This window comes from Pseudomonas sp. KH_046_1 (assembly GCF_057839025.1).
This window is the reverse complement of the sequence record NZ_CM174481.1, coordinates 934,674-952,265: the sequence shown is the minus strand read 5'-3', so window position 1 is coordinate 952,265 and position 17,592 is coordinate 934,674. Positions and strand designations below refer to the sequence as shown.

Here is a 17,592-nt window from a genome sequence, read left to right as displayed (position 1 = left end):
GTTCAATGGACTCCATGATGATGAGGCGCAGGCGAAGCGACATCGATGCGCAGCAGCCGATGGGTACGCGGATACTCGCCGTGCTCACTGATGAAATTCAGCAGCTCAACGTAGCTCTTGCTGCTCTGGCGCAACGCCGCTTCACGCAATGCTTGTGGTAGCCGCGGGTCCTGCACGGTCTGCAGCAGCCGTTGGTGGATGGCACACAAGTATTCGGCGCTCTCCTCCGGCTGGTTCAGACGCAAGTGCAGGTCCGCCAGGTTGTGATGGGAAATCACGCAGGCCGCCACCGCTTCGTCGGCATCCGCCCAGCGCTCGAACAGCACCTGGGCCAGGGCCAATGCCTGCAGGTACGCCTCGCGGGCATCGACCAGTTCACCCAGCATGAAAAAACGATTGGCTCTTTCGATCGTGCGTTTCCAGTGCTCCATGGTGCGCCTCCAAAGCGGTAACGGGGCTTACACGCCGCCCGCGGTGAGTTTTTCCGGGTTGAGCAATTCTTCCAGCTGGCTGCGCGACAGCTCGGTGTATTCCAGCGCAACGTCAATCACCGGCCGGCCTTGCTGATAAGCCTTCTTGGCAATCTCGGCTGCTTTCTGGTAACCGATGATCGGGTTGAGCGCGGTGACCAGAATCGGGTTGCGTGACAGCGCTTCCTTGATCCGGCCTTCGTTGACCTTGAAGCTGGCGATGGCCTTGTCCGCCAGCAGGCGGCTGGAGTTGGCCAGCAACTCAATGCTGCTCAGCAGGTTCTGGGCGATGATCGGCAGCATCACGTTCAATTCAAAGTTGCCCGATTGACCGGCGATGGTGATCACGCTGTCGTTGCCGATCACCTGAGCCGCGACCATCGCGGTGGCCTCCGGAATCACCGGATTGACCTTGCCCGGCATGATCGAGGAGCCCGGTTGCAAGGCTTCGAGTTCGATCTCGCCAAGGCCGGCCAGCGGGCCGGAGTTCATCCAGCGCAGGTCATTGGCGATTTTCATCAGCGACACGGCGGTGGCCTTTAGCTGTCCGGAGACTGCAACGGCAGTGTCCTGAGAGCCGATCAGCGCGAACAGATCCTTGCCTGGCTGGAATTCAACCCGAGTCAATTTGCTTAGCTGCTGGCTGAAACGTGCCGCGAACTCGGGGTGCGCATTGACACCCGTACCCACCGCCGTTCCGCCCTGGGCCAGGGATTGCAGGCTTGGCTGCAAGTCTCGCAGATGGCCGATGTTGGCCTTGAGCTGCTGCGCCCAACCATTGAGCACCTGGCTCATGCGCACTGGCATGGCGTCCATCAGGTGCGTGCGCCCGGTCTTGACGTGGTGATGAACTTGCCCGGCCTTGTGCTCGATGACCTGTACCAGATGCGTCAGCGCCGGCAGCAACTGCTCATGCAACGCCAGCGCGGCACTGACGTGAATCGTGGTCGGGATGATGTCGTTGCTGCTTTGCCCGCAGTTGACGTGATCGTTGGGGTTCACCGCCTCGCCGAGCAAGCGACTGGCCAGCGTGGCGATCACTTCATTGGCGTTCATGTTGGAGCTGGTACCGGAACCGGTCTGGAAGATATCCACCGGAAAATGCTGCATGAAATCGCCTTCGAGCAGCCCTTGGGCCGCGTCGACGATGGCTTTGCCCTGGGCTTCGCTGATCTGCCTGAGTTCGACGTTGGCGCGGGCGGCCGCTGCCTTGGCGAGGATCAGCGCGCGAATGAACTGAACCGGCATCGGTTTGCCGCTGATCGGGAAGTTATCCACCGCACGCTGAGTCTGTGCGCCGTAGAGGGCGTCCACCGGGACCTGAAGCTCGCCCATGCTGTCGCGCTCAATACGTGTCTTGGTCATCTGTAAATCCTTGCACCAGTTCTATGAGGGGAATCGAGGGCTGCAACTCACAGGTCGCGAGTTGCCAGGTGTAGCTCTGCCAGCGCTTGAGGCGGCATTTGCACAACGAAAGGCGTTCGAGGTCGCGCAGCGGGCGCCAGGCCTGGTCGAGACAGTAGGTGCGCCAGTGCCACGGCAGCGCGACATCGGCGGCGGTATCGAGCAACAAACGGAAGGAGGTTTCGGCGACGGTCCAGGGTGAGGTGGCCGTGCAACACGCCAGATACCGGCCTTCGGCCAGGTAGTGGTCGATCAGGCGAGGCTCGTCGGGGTTCATCGCGCAACGGATCTGGCGACTCATCCAGCGCCAGCTTTCGAGGTACGGCTGCTCGTGCAAGGCAGAACTCATGATCCGGGGCTCGCTCGGTAATGAGATTTATTATTAAGTGATAATGAGAAACAAAACAAGGCTGTAAGGGCAAGTTACCTCCCACAGGGGATCTGTGTTGTAGCCAATAAAAAAGGCGCGCCACCCAATGGGTGGCGCGCCTTTTTGTATTGCTGCCGGGCTTTAGCTACCCGCCACCGTCATCCGCTCGATCAGCACCGAACCGGTGCGAATGTTGCTGCGCAACTCAAGATCGTTACCCACGGCAACGATCTGCTTGAACATGTCACGCATGTTGCCGGCAATGGTCACTTCCTGCACCGCGAACTGGATTTCGCCGTTCTCGACCCAGTAACCCGCCGCGCCCCGGGAATAATCACCGGTCACCATGTTCAGGCCTTGGCCCATCAACTCGGTCACCAGCAATCCGCGGCCCATGCGGCGCAGCAAGGCGGCCTGGTCTTCATCGCCATGGGTGACGAACAGGTTGTGCACGCCCCCGGCATTGGCGGTGCTCGGCATGCCGAGCTTGCGACCGGAGTAGGTGCCGAGGATGTACGACACCAACTCACCTTTTTCGACGAACGGTTTGGCATAGGTTGCCAAACCATCACCATCGAACGCTGCGCTGCCCAATGCCCGCATCAGATGCGGACGCTCGTCGATGGTCAGCCACTCCGGAAACAGCTTCTGACCGAGAGTACCTTCAAGGAACGACGACTTGCGATACAGGCTGCCGCCGGAAATCGCCGACAGGAAACTGCCGAACAGTCCTCCAGCCAACTCGGCGGAAAACAGCACCGGCACCTCGCAAGTCGGCACCGGACGCGCGCCCAGACGACTCGCCGCCCGTTGCGCAGCGCGCTGGCCGATGCTGACCGGGTCGGCCAGCAGATTGCCCTGGCGGTTCACGTCGTACCAGTAATCGCGCTGCATCTGGCCATCGGCCTCGGCGATCATCACGCAGCTCAGGCTGTGGCGAGTCGACGCGTAACCGCCGATAAACCCGTGGCTGTTGCCATAAACGCGGCAGCCCTGATGGGTGCTGAGGGTGGTGCCGTCGGCGTTCTTGATCCGGCTGTCGGCGGCAAACGCCGCGGCTTCGCAGGCCAGGGCCTGTTCGATGGCTTGTTCCGGAGTGATGTCCCATTGGTGGAACAGGTCGAAATCCTGAATATCCCGCGCCATCAGCGCGGCATCCGCCAGGCCCGAGGCTTCATCTTCAGAGGTGTGCTTGGCGATGGCCAGTGCTGCGGCAACTGTCTCGCGGATAGCTTCCGGACCGCTAGCCGAGGTGCTGGCGGAGCCTTTGCGCTGGCCGACGTACAAGGTGATGCCGAAACCCTGATCACGGTTGAATTCAACGGTTTCGACTTCACGCTGGCGCACCGTGGTCGACAAGCCCTGCTCCAGTGACACCGCCACTTCACAGGCACTGGCGCCCTGGCGTTTGGCTTCAGCGATGATCTGCTCGACTTGTTCCTGCAGTGCCGGCAACGCTTGTGGGCCGACGCTTTCAACTGCACTCATGCTGTTCTCCACTCAAATTCTGCTTTCGGTAACGGTCATCGAGCGACCGGGCCGGACAAGCGGCCCCCGACTGGTTATCATGGCGGCGTTTCTTTGCGGACGGCCACCATGGTTGATTCTTACGACGACTCCCTCGATACGGGAGAAAAAAGCAAATCCCAGGTTAAACGCGAGCTGCATGCTCTGGTTGACCTTGGCGAGCGCCTTACAACACTCAAGCCTGACTTGCTGGCAAAACTGCCCTTGACCGACGGAATGCGTCGGGCTCTGGCCGATGCGCCCAAGCACACCGCGAATATCGCGCGTAAACGGCACCTTCAATTCATCGGCAAACTGATGCGCGATCAGGACACTGCCGCCATTCTGGTTCTGCTCGATCAACTCGATGCCTCCACTCGCCAATACAACGAACGCTTCCATAACCTGGAGCGCTGGCGCGATCGTCTGATCGCCGGCGACGATGCCGTTCTGGAAAAATTCGTCGTCGACTACCCGGACGCGGACCGCCAGCAATTGCGCTCCCTGATCCGTCAGGCCCAGCATGAGCTTGCGCAAAACAAGCCTCCTGCTTCCAGCCGTAAAATCTTCAAGTACATCCGTGAGCTGGACGAGACTCAACGCGGTCTGCGTTAATTCTCGAATCGGGTGAGCTGCCTCGCAGCTCACCCGCAGCCTCACTTCTTACGAACCCGTGCCACCCACGGTGATCGCATCAATCTTCAGCGTTGGCTGGCCGACACCCACCGGCACCGACTGCCCATCCTTGCCACATGTGCCCACGCCGCTGTCCAGCGACAGATCATTACCAACCATCGACACCTTGCTCATGGCTTCCGGCCCGTTGCCGATCAGGGTCGCGCCCTTGACCGGAGCGGTGATCTTGCCGTCCTCGATCAGGTACGCCTCACTGGTGGAGAACACGAACTTGCCGCTGGTGATGTCCACCTGACCGCCACCCAGGTTGGCGCAGTAGATGCCGCGCTTCACCGAGGCGATGATTTCCGCCGGGTCGCTTTCGCCGGCAAGCATGTAGGTGTTGGTCATGCGCGGCATCGGCAGGTGCGCGTAGGATTCGCGACGACCGTTACCGGTGCGCGCTACGCCCATCAGGCGCGCGTTGAGCTTGTCCTGCATGTAGCCCTTGAGTACGCCGTTTTCGATCAGCGTGGTGCACTCGGTCGGCGTGCCTTCGTCGTCGACGCTCAACGAGCCACGGCGACCAGCCAGGGTGCCGTCATCGACAATAGTGCAAAGCTTCGACGCAACCATCTCACCCATGCGCCCGCTGTAGGCCGAACTGCCCTTGCGGTTGAAGTCGCCTTCCAGACCATGACCGACGGCTTCGTGCAGCAGCACGCCCGACCAACCGGAACCGAGCACCACCGGCAAGGTACCGGCCGGTGCCGGAATGGCTTCAAGGTTGACCAGCGCCTGGCGCAACGCTTCACGGGCATAGCCCATGGCGCGGTCTTCGGCGAGGAAATAGCGGTAATCGGTCCGACCGCCACCGCCATGACCGCCGCGCTCGCGGCGACCGTTCTGCTCGACGATCACACTGACGTTGAAACGCACCAGCGGTCGCACGTCTGCCGCCAGACCACCATCGGTGGATGCCACCAGAATCCGCTCCCAGACACCGGCCATGCTCACGGTGACTTGCTGGATGCGAGGGTCGAGGGCGCGGGTCGCGGCATCGATTCGCTTGAGCAAATCGACTTTCTCGGCACGGGTCAGCACTTCCAGGGGATTGTCCGGCGCATACAACTGCGCGACATCCTGGCTGGTGAATGCCTGTACGGTGCCGTGCTGCCCGGCCCGGGAAATCGAACGGGCGGCCCGCGCCGCCGCGCCCAGGGCTTCCAGGGTGATGGCATTGCTGTAGGCAAAACCGGTTTTTTCGCCCGATTGCGCGCGCACGCCCACACCTTGGTCAAGGTTGAAGCTGCCTTCTTTGACGATGCCGTCTTCCAGCGCCCAGGACTCGGAGATCTGCCCCTGGAAATACAGGTCGGCCGCATCGATGCCCGGCCCGGCCAGATCGCCGAGCACACCTTGCAGGCTCTCGATCGTGACGCCACCGGGCGCCAGGAGGTGTTCACTGACTGAGGACAACAACTCGCTCATATGCTTTACGCCTTAAATTCGTCGTTCTGATGCAGGTCGCTGGGCGCCCTGCGAGAAAAAGCGCCGGTGACTGGACACCGGCATCCGCGCCCGGATGGACGCCTGTTCGCTGCTGTCGCGTTCGGCCAGCAGCACGGCCTCGCCTTGATCCTGTTGCGCCAGCACACGCCCCCACGGGTCGACGATGGCGGCATGTCCAAAGGTTTCCCGCGGCCCCGGATGCGTCCCGCCCTGGGCAGCCGCGAGCACGTAACATTGCGTCTCTATGGCTCGCGCACGAATCAGCACATCCCAATGCGCCGCGCCGGTCACCGCCGTGAAGGCCGAGGGGGCGGTAATCAGTTCCGCGCCGGCCGCGCGCAGTTCGCTGTACAGCTCGGGAAAGCGCAGGTCATAGCAGACCGTCAGGCCAACCCGGCCGACGGGCGTGTCTGCCACGACCACCCCGCTGCCATAAGCATAGTCATCGGATTCACGATAACGGCCACGATTGTCCGCCACGTCCACATCGAACAAGTGCAGCTTGTCGTAGCGCGCCACCGTTTCGCCCTGGTCATCGACCAGCAACGAACAGGCATGCACTTTGGCCGTCGGCTGATCCACCGGCGGCAACGGCAATGTGCCAGCCACAATCCATAACTTGAGGTCGCGTGCGGTCTGTTTCAACCAGGGCAGGATCGGGCCTTCGCCCAGTGCTTCGGCGCGCCCGATGTCGGCAATGTCGCGCCGGCCCATGGCGGCGAAGTTTTCCGGCAATACCGCGAGCTTCGCGCCGCCGGTGGCCGCCTGTTCGAGCAGGCGACGGGCCTGGGCCAGATTGGCCAGCACATCGCTCTGGCTGACCATTTGAATCACCGCTACAGACATGGCGCACTCCTGGAATCGTATGCGGCCATGCTACTCCATAGGCTTGCCGAGTGCCTTTTCAAAAGGATCTCAAAAAGCCTTGTCGAAGGTGATTTTCGGTTCTTTCCACGACCCCTGGACGCTGTACTTCACACTGGCGAAACGGGAAACGCGGTCACCGATCAGCTTATCGATCAGGAATAGCGCCCCGCCGACCGCGGGTGCACCGACGATCAGTGCGGCGATCGGCAAGTTATTGGTTACCGGCAAGGTCACCAGCAGTTTCGCATCGATCTGATCGGCCACCATGTTCAGGGTGCCGTCGAGTTCGATGGTGCTCGACGGGCCGGTCAACCGGATCGGCTCACGGGTGACATACACCCCATTGGTCCCAACCAGCAGCCCCTTGACCCGGTCATAACTCAGGCCTTTGCCGAACAGGTCGGAGAAGTCCAGGCGCAAGCGCCGGCCGATGGAGTTGAAGTTGAGCAAACCAAATACCCGCAACGCCTGGGCACTGCCTTCGACCTCGACGAACTGGCCCTGATTGAGCGTTGCATCGAGCGAGCCGGAGAAGCGTTTGGTCGCCACCCAGGCTGGCGAGCCGGGCCAGCGGCCATCGACATCCATATGAAAGTCCTGGCTGGTGACGCTCGGCGCAAACCCCCAGCCCTTGAGCACATCGGCGAGGTTCTTGCCGCTGATACGGCCCTTGTACCAGCTGTTGCTGGCACCCGGCACGCCTTCCCAACCTCCGCTGCCCACCAACAGCATGCCCTTGAGGCCCAGGTCCAGGGAGTTGAACACGATGCCCTTGGGCGTAGGACGAATCTTCAGCGACCAGCCCCCCACGAGATCCTGGCCCTGGAATAGCTGATTGATGATGATGTCCATCGCGGGGATTTTCGTCGGGTCCACCGACGCCAGTGGATCCGGCGAGTTTTCATCGGCCAGCACGGTCGGGTCCGGTGCAGGCAGGCGCACGGCTTGCAGATTGACCGTGATTGGCGTGGCCTTCGAATCGGGAAGGCTGGCACTGCCCTTGATCTGCTGGCTGTCGAGCTGCAGCGCCCAGGCGGAAGGCTTGCGCGCCAACTGGATCGACGCCTGATCGAGCGTGGTACCGATACCACTGAGCTTGCCCACCTTGAAATCCGCGCCGCTGAGCAATTGCCTGGCGCTGCCGCCGGGGTCTTGCCCGGCGTATTTATCCACCAGATCCTTCCACGGGCCAACGTCCAGCTCCGACAGCACGCCCCTTATCCGCAGGCCTTTGGTGCCAGGCAACACAGCCTCGCCGCCACCGAGGAACAAGTCTCCGCGACCGTCGGCGAAATTGCTGGCCGGGGCCACAAACGTGAAACTCGCCAGGTCCCCGTAGTTGGCCCAATAGCGCCGCTCGTCGCCCTGCAAGGTCATGCGGAACGTCGTGTCGCGCCCTGCATCGGCGGTCATGCCGAACGGTGCAGGCAAATCGACGGCCGCGCCCTTGAGGTTGGAATTGACCATCAATTGGCTGTCTGCGCCGTCCAGGGTCAGTTGCAGTTGATACGGAATCACACCGCTCACCGGCAGAGGCTGGGTCACCTTCAGCCAGTCGGTCAGTTTCTTGACCTCGACCTGGCCCGACGCAGTCACCCGGGTATTGAGTTTGCCCGGGCGGCCATCGGCAAAAATCTGTGCGGTGACCGGCTTGTCGAACGCCCGTGCGCTGATGTTGTGCCCGCTCAGGCCTTTGGCGCTGTCGAAACGGAAATCACCTTTGAGCTGGGTCAGTTCCAGTACAGGTTCGGCCAGTTTCAAGCGTGCCTTGGCCGTCTTGAAGTCGACGAGAATCTTCGGCTCCTCGCCTTTTGCCAACGGAATATCCAACTTCAGCTTGCCTTGCAGGTCTCCCTCGCCTTCCCAGCCGGCAAAGGTTGCCCCGGTGCCTATCGGCGCTTCCTGGAGGATTTTCAGGCCATCGCCCAAACCGCCGGCAAATCCGCCATCAAGGAACAAATGAACGTTTTGCCCCGCCGGTACATGGGGAATGTTGACGTAGATATCGCTGACTTGCGTGTCGAGCAACTGGCCCTTGCTGGCCAGAATCCGCACACCACTGTCTTCGACAAACACATCACCGCTGACCTTGCTGACGTGGGGCCAGCCCGGCTGGAAGGCCAGTTCGGCATCGTGAACCTTGAAGTACAGGCTGATGCTGCGATCCACATCCGCGGCACCGTGACTGAGCGACCCTTGATACTGGAAGAACCCTTGGTCCACCGCGCCCTTGAGAATCGCCGTGCGCAGCCATTCATCCAGCGCCGGGCTGAGGACCGTCGGCAAGTACTTGGCGGTGTAGCGACCGTCACCGTCCACCAGGCCGACCCGCAGGTCCATGTAGTCTTCCTGGGTGGGATCGAAATGCAGGCGAATCAGGAAGTCGCCGGCGATCTTGCCTTCCTCGCCCAGCACTTTCAGGTACGGCGCGATCAGGGTGAAACTTTCTTTATCGAGCTTCCAGGTCAGCCGTGCATTGGCCTGAATGTACTGCCATGGCTTGGCGAAAATCGGGTCCAGGTGCAGCATGAAATCCTTGCTGTCCATGCGCAGTTCGCCGTGCCCCAGGTCACCACTGATACTGCCGCTGACGTTTCGCGCCGCCGGCGCACCGTGATAGGCATCGAAGCCTACCTGGTCGAGGTTGGCGGCAAAGCCGAACTTGCTGTCGTCGGTGGCATTCGGGCGGAAGTCGACCAGCACGTTACGCAGGCCACCCGTGACTTTGAGCCGCTCGACGACCGTGGCAAAACCTTCTGGCAACGGCGCAAGGGCATTGAGCAGCGGCGTGAGCGGGGTCAGGTCGACGCGGTCGGCTTGCAGATGCCACAGTTCTTCGGTCTTGTCGGTGGCCGCGCTTTGCTTGAGCTGCAAATGCGTTTCCCAGCGGGTCTCGCCGAGGTTCATCGCCAGGGAATCGAGAGTCACTGACGCGCCTTCGGCATTGCGCTGGAAGTATCCATTGAGCGCCAGGTTATTGATCTGGATCGGCTTGCGCTCGGCGTAGGCACCCTTGAGTTGTGGCGCGTTCAAGCGCACCGCAGCACTTTGCAAGGTGCCTTTGCCCCAGGTCACCCACAGCTCGCCACCGGCCTTGATCTCGGAAAAATTCCACTGTTGGGTCAGACGTTCAGGTAACCATTTCGACCAGTCGCTTTGCGGCAGGCTCAGATAGACCTCGGCTTCACCGTCCTGCCATTGGCTGGCACGAATGCGGGTGCGCAGACTCATGGCTACCGGCTGCCCGTCAGGCAGGGTCAGTCGTGCGTCGAGCCGCTGCCGCGACACTCCGGTTTTCAGATTAAGGCCGACATAAGTCAGGGTCAGCGGCGACTCGCCAAACGGCTGCAAGGTCACTTGGCTGTCGAGCACCGACAGTTGCTGAAGCATCTGCATCTGATTGAGCAGTTGCTCCGGATCGGTGGGCTGGTCCTGGCGCACCGGCAAACCTTCCAGCGCCCACTGACCGTCCTCACCTTGCTTGAGGTTGATCTTCAGGCCGCTGAGTTCCAGATGAGCGATGCGTACCTGTCGCGCCAGAAGACTGCCCCAAAGGTCCGGCACCGCACGCACCTGATCCAGATGCAAGGCGTTGGCACCCTCGCCGACGGTCACATCGCGGGCCATCAATATCGGCGCGAAACCACTCCAGTTGCCTTCCAGCTCGCCGATCTGCAACGGCATGCCCAAGGCATCGCTGGCTTTGGTTTCGATGTCGGCACGGTACTCGGCGACTAACGGCGTCAGCTCCCGGCCCAGGCTGACGTAGAGCGCCATCAACACCAAAACCAACGCGCACAGGCCCAGACCCCAGCGGGTCAGTGCGGCCAAAATGCGTGTAAGACGGTCCATGTCAGGTGGCCCCCATGGCAAAAGTTTTGCAAAAAGCTGAGGCCAGCCGTTCAGGAAAAGTTAAAACGCAGCGACTCAGAGCAACACCACGTCGTATTGTTCCTGGGAATACATGGTTTCTACCTGGAACCGGATGGTGCGCCCGATAAACCCTTCCAGTTCGGCAACGTTGCCCGACTCTTCGTCCAGCAGACGGTCGACAACTTTCTGGTTCGCCAATACACGATAGCCTTCCGCCTGATAGGCGCGAGCCTCACGCAGGATTTCGCGGAAGATTTCGTAGCAAACGGTTTCCGGGGTCTTGAGCTTGCCGCGCCCCTGACAGGCGTTGCATGGCTCGCACAACACTTGTTCAAGGCTTTCGCGGGTGCGCTTGCGGGTCATCTGCACCAGGCCCAACTCGGTGATACCGATGATGTTGGTCTTGGCGTGATCGCGCTCCAGTTGCTTTTCGAGCGTGCGCAACACCTGGCGCTGGTGTTCTTCATCTTCCATGTCGATGAAGTCGATGATGATGATTCCGCCAAGGTTGCGCAGGCGCAATTGGCGGGCGATGGCCGTCGCGGCTTCGAGGTTGGTCTTGAAGATGGTTTCTTCGAGATTGCGATGGCCGACGAACGCCCCGGTGTTGACGTCGATGGTGCTCATGGCTTCCGCCGGGTCGACCACCAGATAACCGCCAGACTTGAGCGGAACCTTGCGCTCGAGAGCCTTCTGGATTTCGTCCTCGACGCCATACAGGTCGAAAATCGGTCGCTCGCCCGGGTAATGCTCCAGGCGGTCGGCAATCTCGGGCATCAATTCGGCGACGAATTGCGTGGTCTTCTGGAAGGTTTCCCGGGAGTCGATGCGGATTTTCTCGATTTTCGGGCTTACCAGGTCACGCAGGGTGCGCAGCGCCAAACCGAGGTCTTCGTAGATCACACTGGGCGCGCTGATGGTTTTGATCTGGGCGCTGATCTGATCCCAGAGCCTTCGCAGGTAGCGGATGTCCATGAGGATTTCATCGGCGCCAGCACCTTCGGCTGCCGTGCGCAGGATGAAACCGCCGGCTTCCTTGATCCCTTCCTTGGCCACGCAATCGGTGACCACTTGCTTGAGGCGTTCGCGCTCGGCTTCGTCCTCGATCTTCAGGGAAATGCCGACGTGAGCGGTGCGCGGCATGTACACCAGGTAACGCGAAGGGATCGACAGCTGGGTGGTCAGGCGTGCGCCCTTCGAACCGATCGGGTCCTTGGTCACTTGCACCACCAGGCTCTGGCCTTCGTGCACCAGCGCACTGATGCTCTCGACCGCCGGGCCTTCGCGCAGGGAAATTTCCGATGCATGAATGAACGCGGCACGGTCCAGGCCGATATCGACGAATGCCGCCTGCATTCCCGGCAATACCCGCACGACTTTGCCTTTATAGATGTTGCCGACGATCCCGCGCTTTTGCGTACGCTCGACATGGACCTCTTGCAGGACACCGTTTTCGACCACCGCCACGCGCGACTCCATCGGCGTGATGTTGATCAGGATCTCTTCACTCATGGCAGGGTCTCGTTCAGACATGTTCACGATAATGGCCGCATCTGTTCAGGAAGACGCTTAAAGCGCGTTCCGGGGTTGCCAACAGGGTATGCCGAAATGGCCGAGCAGTTCCGCGGTTTCGCAAAGCGGCAGTCCGACCACCGCTGAATAACTTCCATCGAGCCCGGCGACAAACACCGCACCCAGTCCTTGAATGCCATAACCGCCCGCCTTGTCCCGTGGTTCGCCGCTGGCCCAGTAGGCCACGGCTTCTTCACGACTGATATCCCGAAAACGCACGCGACTGGTGACAACCCGGGATTCGCAACGTTCGCCATCGAGCACGGCAATCGCGGTCAGGACCTCATGCTCACACCCTGACAACATCATCAGCATGGCGCACGCATCCGCTTGATCAACCGGTTTGCCGAGAATTTTTCCATCGAGCACCACGGCGGTATCGGCGCCGAGTATGCAGAACGGTTCGTCAGACACGACGCTGCCGCGTCCGACCTCGGCCTTGCCGCGCGCCAGACGCTCGACATAGGCCAACGGGGATTCTTGAGCTAAAGGAGTTTCATCGATGTCCGCACTGACGGCGCAGAACGGAACGCCGATCTGCGTGAGCAGTTCACGTCGACGCGGCGAACCAGAGGCGAGGTACAACCGTTTCATCAAGACCTCTCCCTGTCCAATGCCTGAGCGAATTAATTGATTTTGTAGCGTCGACGCAGTCCGCGCAAACCGAAACTGATCCAGGGCCAGAGCAGCGCACTGACCAGTGCCGGCAGCACCAGCGCCAGCGTCGGCTGACGATTGCCGGTCAATGCGCTGAGCCACAGTTGTACAAGCTGGGCGAGGCCGAAGATCACCAGGATCACCAGGCTCTGCTGCCACATCGGGAACATCCGCAGGCGTTGCTGCAGCGCCAGCACCAGATAGGTGATGAGCGTCAGGATCAAGGCGTTCTGCCCCAGCAAGGTACCGTAGAGCACGTCTTCAGCCAGCCCCAGGCAAAACGCCGTCACCATCCCGACGGTCTGCGGCAGGTTCAACGCCCAGAATGCCAGCAACAAGGCCAGCCACAACGGGCGCAGGATTTCCATGAATTGCGGCAGAGGCGAAACGCTCAACAGCAGACCGACGGCGAACGTCAGCCAGACTATCCAGCCGTTTCGGGATGCTTTTACACCGCCCATTATTCTCTCCCCACTGGAGTGGCCGGCGCGGACACTGGCGGTTTGGCGGCAGGCTTCGCGGCAGCGGGTTGCGCCACCGGCGGCTTAGCCGCCGCAGGATGCGAGGCCGCAGGCTTGGCTGGCGTGGTGGTTGGCTTGGCAGGTGCGGTGGCCGCAGGTGCCACCGTGGCAGAAGTCGCCGGTGCGGCGGCCGGTACAGCGGGGACCGCGGGGCTGACCAGTTTCGGAACCGTCGCCGGAATGATCGGCCCACCGCCCTGTGCATCCAGGCTTTCCTGGGCCTGTGCGGCGTCGTTGGCGCGCTCTTCGGCAGTCCGGTTGTCGCTGAACACCAGCAGCAGGTAACGGCTACGGTTCAAGGCGGCGGTCGGAATGGCGCGGACAATGGCAAACGGCTGGCCGGAATCGTGAATCACTTCCTTGACCGTCGCCACCGGGTAACCGGCCGGGAAACGCTGACCGAGACCGGAGCTGACCAGCAGGTCGCCTTCCTTGATATCGGCGGTATCGGCCACATGCCGCAACTCGAGACGCTCCGGGTTGCCGGTGCCACTGGCGATCGCCCGCAAACCGTTACGGTTCACCTGCACCGGAATGCTGTGGGTGGTATCGGTCAGCAGCAAGACGCGGGAGGTGTAGGGCATCAACTCGACCACCTGGCCCATCAGGCCACGGGCATCGAGTACCGGCTGACCGAGGACCACGCCGTCGCGCTCACCTTTATTGATGATGATGCGATGGGTGAAAGGGTTGGGGTCCATACCGATCAACTCGGCCACTTCGACCTTCTCGTTGACCAGTGCCGAAGAGTTGAGCAATTCGCGCAGCCGAACGTTCTGCTCGGTCAGGGCGGCAAGCTTCTGCATGCGCCCCTGCAACAGCAGGTTCTCGGTCTTGAGTTTTTCGTTTTCGGCGACGAGTTCGGTCCGGCTGCCAAACTGACTGGCAACGCCTTCCCACAGTCGTCCGGGCAGGTCGGTGATCCAGTAGGCGTCCATCAGCACCAGCGACATCTGGCTGCGTGCAGGCTTGAGCAGACTGAAACGGGCATCGACCACCATCAGCGCGACCGATAGCACGACCAGCACCAACAGGCGCACGCCCAGTGAAGGGCCCTTGGTGAAAAGCGGTTTAATAAGCCGCTCCTCCCAGGCAAATGTTCTGTTTATTCATACGGCAGCAATCCGGCCTGGATGCAGACTGACAGAAGATAAACGCGAACAGGCAGCACTGCAAAGTGCCGCCTGCGCGCTCAACAGCATAGAGGCAATCCGGCGACTTATTCGCTGGAAAGCAGGTCCATGGTGTGTTTATCCATCATTTCCAATGCACGGCCACCGCCGCGAGCAACGCAGGTCAGCGGGTCTTCGGCAACGATCACCGGCAGACCGGTTTCCTGGGCCAGCAATTTGTCCAGGTCGCGCAGCAAGGCGCCACCACCGGTCAATACCAGGCCGCGCTCGGCGATGTCGGACGCCAGTTCCGGCGGCGATTGCTCCAGGGCGCTTTTCACGGCCTGAACGATGGTCGCCAGGGACTCTTGCAGAGCTTCCAGCACTTCGTTGGAGTTCAGAGTGAATGCCCGTGGAACGCCTTCGGCCAGGTTGCGACCGCGAACGTCGACTTCGCGAACTTCGCCGCCCGGGTAGGCAGTGCCGATTTCCTGTTTGATGCGCTCGGCGGTGGACTCACCGATCAGGCTGCCGTAGTTGCGACGCACGTAAGTGATGATCGCTTCGTCGAAGCGGTCGCCGCCAACGCGCACGGATTCGGCGTAAACCACACCGTTCAGGGAGATCAGCGCAATTTCAGTGGTACCGCCACCGATATCCACGACCATCGAACCGCGAGCTTCTTCAACCGGCAGGCCGGCACCGATCGCAGCGGCCATCGGCTCCTCGATCAGGAACACTTCACGGGCACCGGCGCCAAGGGCCGATTCACGGATGGCACGACGCTCAACCTGGGTGGATTTGCATGGAACGCAGATCAACACGCGAGGGCTAGGCTGCAGGAAGCTGTTTTCGTGAACTTTGTTGATAAAGTACTGCAGCATTTTTTCGCACACGCTGAAGTCGGCGATCACGCCGTCCTTCATCGGACGAATGGCAGCAATGTTACCCGGCGTACGGCCGAGCATGCGCTTGGCCTCGGTGCCGACAGCAACGACACTTTTCTGGTTACCGTGTGTCCGAATGGCCACAACGGAGGGCTCATTCAGGACGATACCGCGCTCGCGCACGTAAATAAGGGTGTTGGCAGTGCCCAGGTCAATGGAAAGATCGCTGGAAAACATGCCACGCAGTTTCTTGAACATGGGGAAAGGACCCTAGGCAACGCGTGGGTAAAAAAGTGCGGCAAACTCTAACAACGACAGGGATTTTGGGCAAGGCGCCAATATGTTAAATTGGCCGCTTTTCTGTGCACCAAGCCCCACAATCGCGGCCTTATGACCGTAGAAGTGCGGTAGTGTTCCGACAATCTAACACACGGACGCCGTCCGTTTTGTTTTCCACTGGAGAATCCCAATGGCGCTTGAACGCTCCGACGTGGAAAAAATCGCTCATCTGGCCTGCCTAGGCCTCAATGATGCCGATCTTCCACACATCACTTCGGCCCTCAACAGCATTCTCGGGCTGGTCGACGAAATGCAAGCGGTCAATACCGACGGTATCGAACCGCTGGCCCACCCACTGGAAGCCAGCCAGCGCCTGCGCGCAGACGTCGTGACCGAGACCAATCACCGCGAGGCCTACCAGTCCATCGCACCAGCGGTCGAAAACGGCCTGTACCTGGTTCCGAAAGTCATCGACTAATAGGGAAAGAGCCTGCAATGCATCAATTGACTCTGGCCGAGATCGCTCGCGGACTCGCCGATAAAAAGTTTTCCTCCGAAGAGCTGACCAAGGTCCTGCTGGCGCGTATCGCCCAGCTCGATCCGCAGCTCAACAGCTTCATCAGCCTCACCGAGGACCTGGCGCTCACGCAGGCGAAAGCCGCTGACGCCCGCAGGGCCAATGGTGAGAGCGGCGCCCTGCTCGGCGCGCCGATCGCCCACAAAGACCTGTTCTGCACCCAGGGCATTCGCACCAGCTGCGGCTCGAAGATGCTCGACAACTTCAAGGCACCGTACGACGCCACCGTCGTCGCCAAGCTGGCCGCTGCCGGGGCCGTGACCCTGGGCAAGACCAACATGGACGAATTCGCCATGGGTTCGGCCAACGAGTCGAGCTACTACGGCGCGGTGAAAAACCCGTGGAACCTGGAACACGTTCCGGGCGGTTCGTCCGGCGGCTCCGCGGCGGCGGTTGCCGCTCGTCTGTTGCCGGCAGCCACCGGTACCGACACTGGCGGTTCCATTCGTCAGCCCGCGGCCCTGACCAACCTCACCGGCCTTAAACCGACCTACGGTCGTGTTTCGCGCTGGGGCATGATCGCCTATGCGTCCAGCCTCGATCAGGGCGGCCCATTGGCGCGCACTGCCGAAGACTGCGCGATTTTGTTGCAAGGCATGGCCGGTTTCGACCCGCAGGACTCCACCAGCATCGATGAGCCCGTGCCTGATTACAGCGCCAGCCTCAACGGTTCGCTGCAGGGCCTGCGCATCGGCGTACCTAAAGAGTATTTCAGTGCTGGTCTCGACCCGCGCATCGCCGACCTGATTATGGCCAGCGTTGAAGAGCTGAAAAAGCTCGGCGCCGTGGTCAAGGAAATCAGCCTGCCGAACATGCAGCATGCGATCCCTGCGTACTACGTGATCGCCCCGGCGGAAGCCTCTTCCAACCTGTCGCGTTTCGACGGCGTGCGTTTCGGCTATCGCTGCGAAGACCCGAAAAACCTGGAAGACCTGTACAAACGTTCCCGTGGCGAAGGTTTCGGCCCGGAAGTACAGCGCCGGATCATGGTCGGTGCCTACGCGCTGTCCGCCGGTTACTACGATGCCTATTACCTCAAGGCGCAGAAGATCCGTCGCTTGATCAAGAACGACTTCATGGCAGCCTTCAATGAGGTCGACATCATCCTCGGCCCAACCACACCGAACCCGGCCTGGAAGCTTGGCGCCAAGAACAGCGACCCGGTCGCTGCGTACCTGGAAGACGTCTACACCATCACCGCCAACCTCGCGGGTCTGCCGGGCTTGTCGATGCCGGCCGGTTTTGTCGACGGCCTGCCAGTCGGCGTGCAGCTGCTCGCTCCGTATTTCCAGGAAGGTCGCCTGTTGAACGTTGCCCACCAGTATCAGCTCAACACTGACTGGCACACCCGCACCCCAACCGGCTTCTGA

The 17,592-nt window shown here is 61.1% G+C and carries 15 protein-coding genes; 3 read left to right on the top strand and 12 right to left on the bottom strand.

Annotation, left to right across the window (positions count from 1 at the left end; all coding sequences use genetic code 11):
• Positions 1-2: 2 nt before the first annotated feature.
• The 4 genes from AC3IT9_RS04185 to pmbA form a co-directional block, all read right to left on the bottom strand.
• Complete coding sequence (locus AC3IT9_RS04185; RefSeq protein ID WP_489272145.1) at positions 3-431, bottom strand: DUF2753 family protein; 429 nt, start codon at positions 429-431, stop codon at positions 3-5.
• 27 nt (positions 432-458) lie between these two features.
• Complete coding sequence (locus AC3IT9_RS04180) at positions 459-1,835, bottom strand: class II fumarate hydratase (RefSeq protein ID WP_489272143.1); 1,377 nt, start codon at positions 1,833-1,835, stop codon at positions 459-461.
• Positions 1,816-2,223, bottom strand: a complete 408-nt coding sequence (locus tag AC3IT9_RS04175) for a FagA protein (RefSeq protein ID WP_489272142.1) — start codon at positions 2,221-2,223, stop codon at positions 1,816-1,818. Before AC3IT9_RS04175 ends, AC3IT9_RS04180 begins: the two co-directional genes overlap by 20 nt.
• A gap of 162 nt (positions 2,224-2,385) precedes the next feature.
• On the bottom strand, positions 2,386-3,732 hold the full coding sequence (gene pmbA / locus AC3IT9_RS04170) for a metalloprotease PmbA (RefSeq protein WP_150727438.1): 1,347 nt from the start codon (positions 3,730-3,732) through the stop codon (positions 2,386-2,388).
• 108 nt (positions 3,733-3,840) lie between these two features.
• Between pmbA and yjgA the strand changes: the two genes are divergently transcribed.
• The gene (gene yjgA / locus AC3IT9_RS04165) at positions 3,841-4,365 is read left to right on the top strand and encodes a ribosome biogenesis factor YjgA (protein WP_008046139.1); all 525 of its coding nucleotides are present in this window, start codon (positions 3,841-3,843) and stop codon (positions 4,363-4,365) included.
• Positions 4,366-4,413: 48 nt separating this feature from the next.
• Here the strand turns inward: yjgA and tldD are convergent, their stop codons facing one another.
• The 8 genes from tldD to mreB all read right to left on the bottom strand — a co-directional run bounded on the left by tldD (position 4,414) and on the right by mreB (position 15,624).
• On the bottom strand, positions 4,414-5,856 hold the full coding sequence (gene tldD / locus AC3IT9_RS04160; protein ID WP_150727439.1) for a metalloprotease TldD: 1,443 nt from the start codon (positions 5,854-5,856) through the stop codon (positions 4,414-4,416).
• Between the two features lie 12 nt (positions 5,857-5,868).
• Positions 5,869-6,723 (bottom strand): carbon-nitrogen hydrolase family protein, encoded by an 855-nt coding sequence (locus AC3IT9_RS04155; protein ID WP_150727440.1) that lies wholly within the window; start codon positions 6,721-6,723, stop codon positions 5,869-5,871.
• A 69-nt stretch (positions 6,724-6,792) separates the two neighbouring features.
• Complete coding sequence (locus AC3IT9_RS04150; protein ID WP_489272140.1) at positions 6,793-10,596, bottom strand: YhdP family protein; 3,804 nt, start codon at positions 10,594-10,596, stop codon at positions 6,793-6,795.
• 75 nt (positions 10,597-10,671) lie between these two features.
• Positions 10,672-12,129 carry a ribonuclease G gene (rng, locus tag AC3IT9_RS04145; protein WP_007970246.1) on the bottom strand — a complete coding sequence of 486 codons (1,458 nt, stop codon included), beginning with the start codon at positions 12,127-12,129 and terminating at the stop codon, positions 10,672-10,674.
• 57 nt (positions 12,130-12,186) lie between these two features.
• A complete protein-coding gene (locus AC3IT9_RS04140; protein WP_489272138.1) occupies positions 12,187-12,783 on the bottom strand; it encodes a Maf family protein in 597 nt (198 codons plus the stop codon).
• Between the two features lie 32 nt (positions 12,784-12,815).
• Complete coding sequence (gene mreD / locus AC3IT9_RS04135; protein WP_007970244.1) at positions 12,816-13,307, bottom strand: rod shape-determining protein MreD; 492 nt, start codon at positions 13,305-13,307, stop codon at positions 12,816-12,818.
• Complete coding sequence (gene mreC, locus AC3IT9_RS04130; RefSeq protein ID WP_150727443.1) at positions 13,307-14,443, bottom strand: rod shape-determining protein MreC; 1,137 nt, start codon at positions 14,441-14,443, stop codon at positions 13,307-13,309. The genes mreD and mreC overlap by 1 nt, the downstream gene beginning before the upstream one ends.
• A gap of 143 nt (positions 14,444-14,586) precedes the next feature.
• Positions 14,587-15,624: a rod shape-determining protein MreB gene (gene mreB / locus AC3IT9_RS04125; RefSeq protein WP_002555108.1), complete on the bottom strand. Its 1,038-nt coding sequence runs from the start codon at positions 15,622-15,624 to the stop codon at positions 14,587-14,589.
• Between the two features lie 211 nt (positions 15,625-15,835).
• Between mreB and gatC the strand changes: the two genes are divergently transcribed.
• Complete coding sequence (gatC, locus tag AC3IT9_RS04120; protein ID WP_007901429.1) at positions 15,836-16,123, top strand: Asp-tRNA(Asn)/Glu-tRNA(Gln) amidotransferase subunit GatC; 288 nt, start codon at positions 15,836-15,838, stop codon at positions 16,121-16,123.
• A gap of 17 nt (positions 16,124-16,140) precedes the next feature.
• Positions 16,141-17,592: an Asp-tRNA(Asn)/Glu-tRNA(Gln) amidotransferase subunit GatA gene (gene gatA / locus AC3IT9_RS04115; RefSeq protein WP_150754372.1), complete on the top strand. Its 1,452-nt coding sequence runs from the start codon at positions 16,141-16,143 to the stop codon at positions 17,590-17,592.

Coding starts and splice junctions, on each gene's coding strand:
- AC3IT9_RS04185 (WP_489272145.1), bottom strand. CDS start 431: ATGGAGCACTGGAAACGCACGATCGAAAGAGCCAATCGTTTTTTCATG.
- AC3IT9_RS04180 (WP_489272143.1), bottom strand. CDS start 1,835: ATGACCAAGACACGTATTGAGCGCGACAGCATGGGCGAGCTTCAGGTC.
- AC3IT9_RS04175 (WP_489272142.1), bottom strand. CDS start 2,223: ATGAGTTCTGCCTTGCACGAGCAGCCGTACCTCGAAAGCTGGCGCTGG.
- pmbA (WP_150727438.1), bottom strand. CDS start 3,732: ATGAGTGCAGTTGAAAGCGTCGGCCCACAAGCGTTGCCGGCACTGCAG.
- yjgA (WP_008046139.1), top strand. CDS start 3,841: ATGGTTGATTCTTACGACGACTCCCTCGATACGGGAGAAAAAAGCAAA.
- tldD (WP_150727439.1), bottom strand. CDS start 5,856: ATGAGCGAGTTGTTGTCCTCAGTCAGTGAACACCTCCTGGCGCCCGGT.
- AC3IT9_RS04155 (WP_150727440.1), bottom strand. CDS start 6,723: ATGTCTGTAGCGGTGATTCAAATGGTCAGCCAGAGCGATGTGCTGGCC.
- AC3IT9_RS04150 (WP_489272140.1), bottom strand. CDS start 10,596: ATGGACCGTCTTACACGCATTTTGGCCGCACTGACCCGCTGGGGTCTG.
- rng (WP_007970246.1), bottom strand. CDS start 12,129: ATGAGTGAAGAGATCCTGATCAACATCACGCCGATGGAGTCGCGCGTG.
- AC3IT9_RS04140 (WP_489272138.1), bottom strand. CDS start 12,783: ATGAAACGGTTGTACCTCGCCTCTGGTTCGCCGCGTCGACGTGAACTG.
- mreD (WP_007970244.1), bottom strand. CDS start 13,307: ATGGGCGGTGTAAAAGCATCCCGAAACGGCTGGATAGTCTGGCTGACG.
- mreB (WP_002555108.1), bottom strand. CDS start 15,624: ATGTTCAAGAAACTGCGTGGCATGTTTTCCAGCGATCTTTCCATTGAC.
- gatC (WP_007901429.1), top strand. CDS start 15,836: ATGGCGCTTGAACGCTCCGACGTGGAAAAAATCGCTCATCTGGCCTGC.
- gatA (WP_150754372.1), top strand. CDS start 16,141: ATGCATCAATTGACTCTGGCCGAGATCGCTCGCGGACTCGCCGATAAA.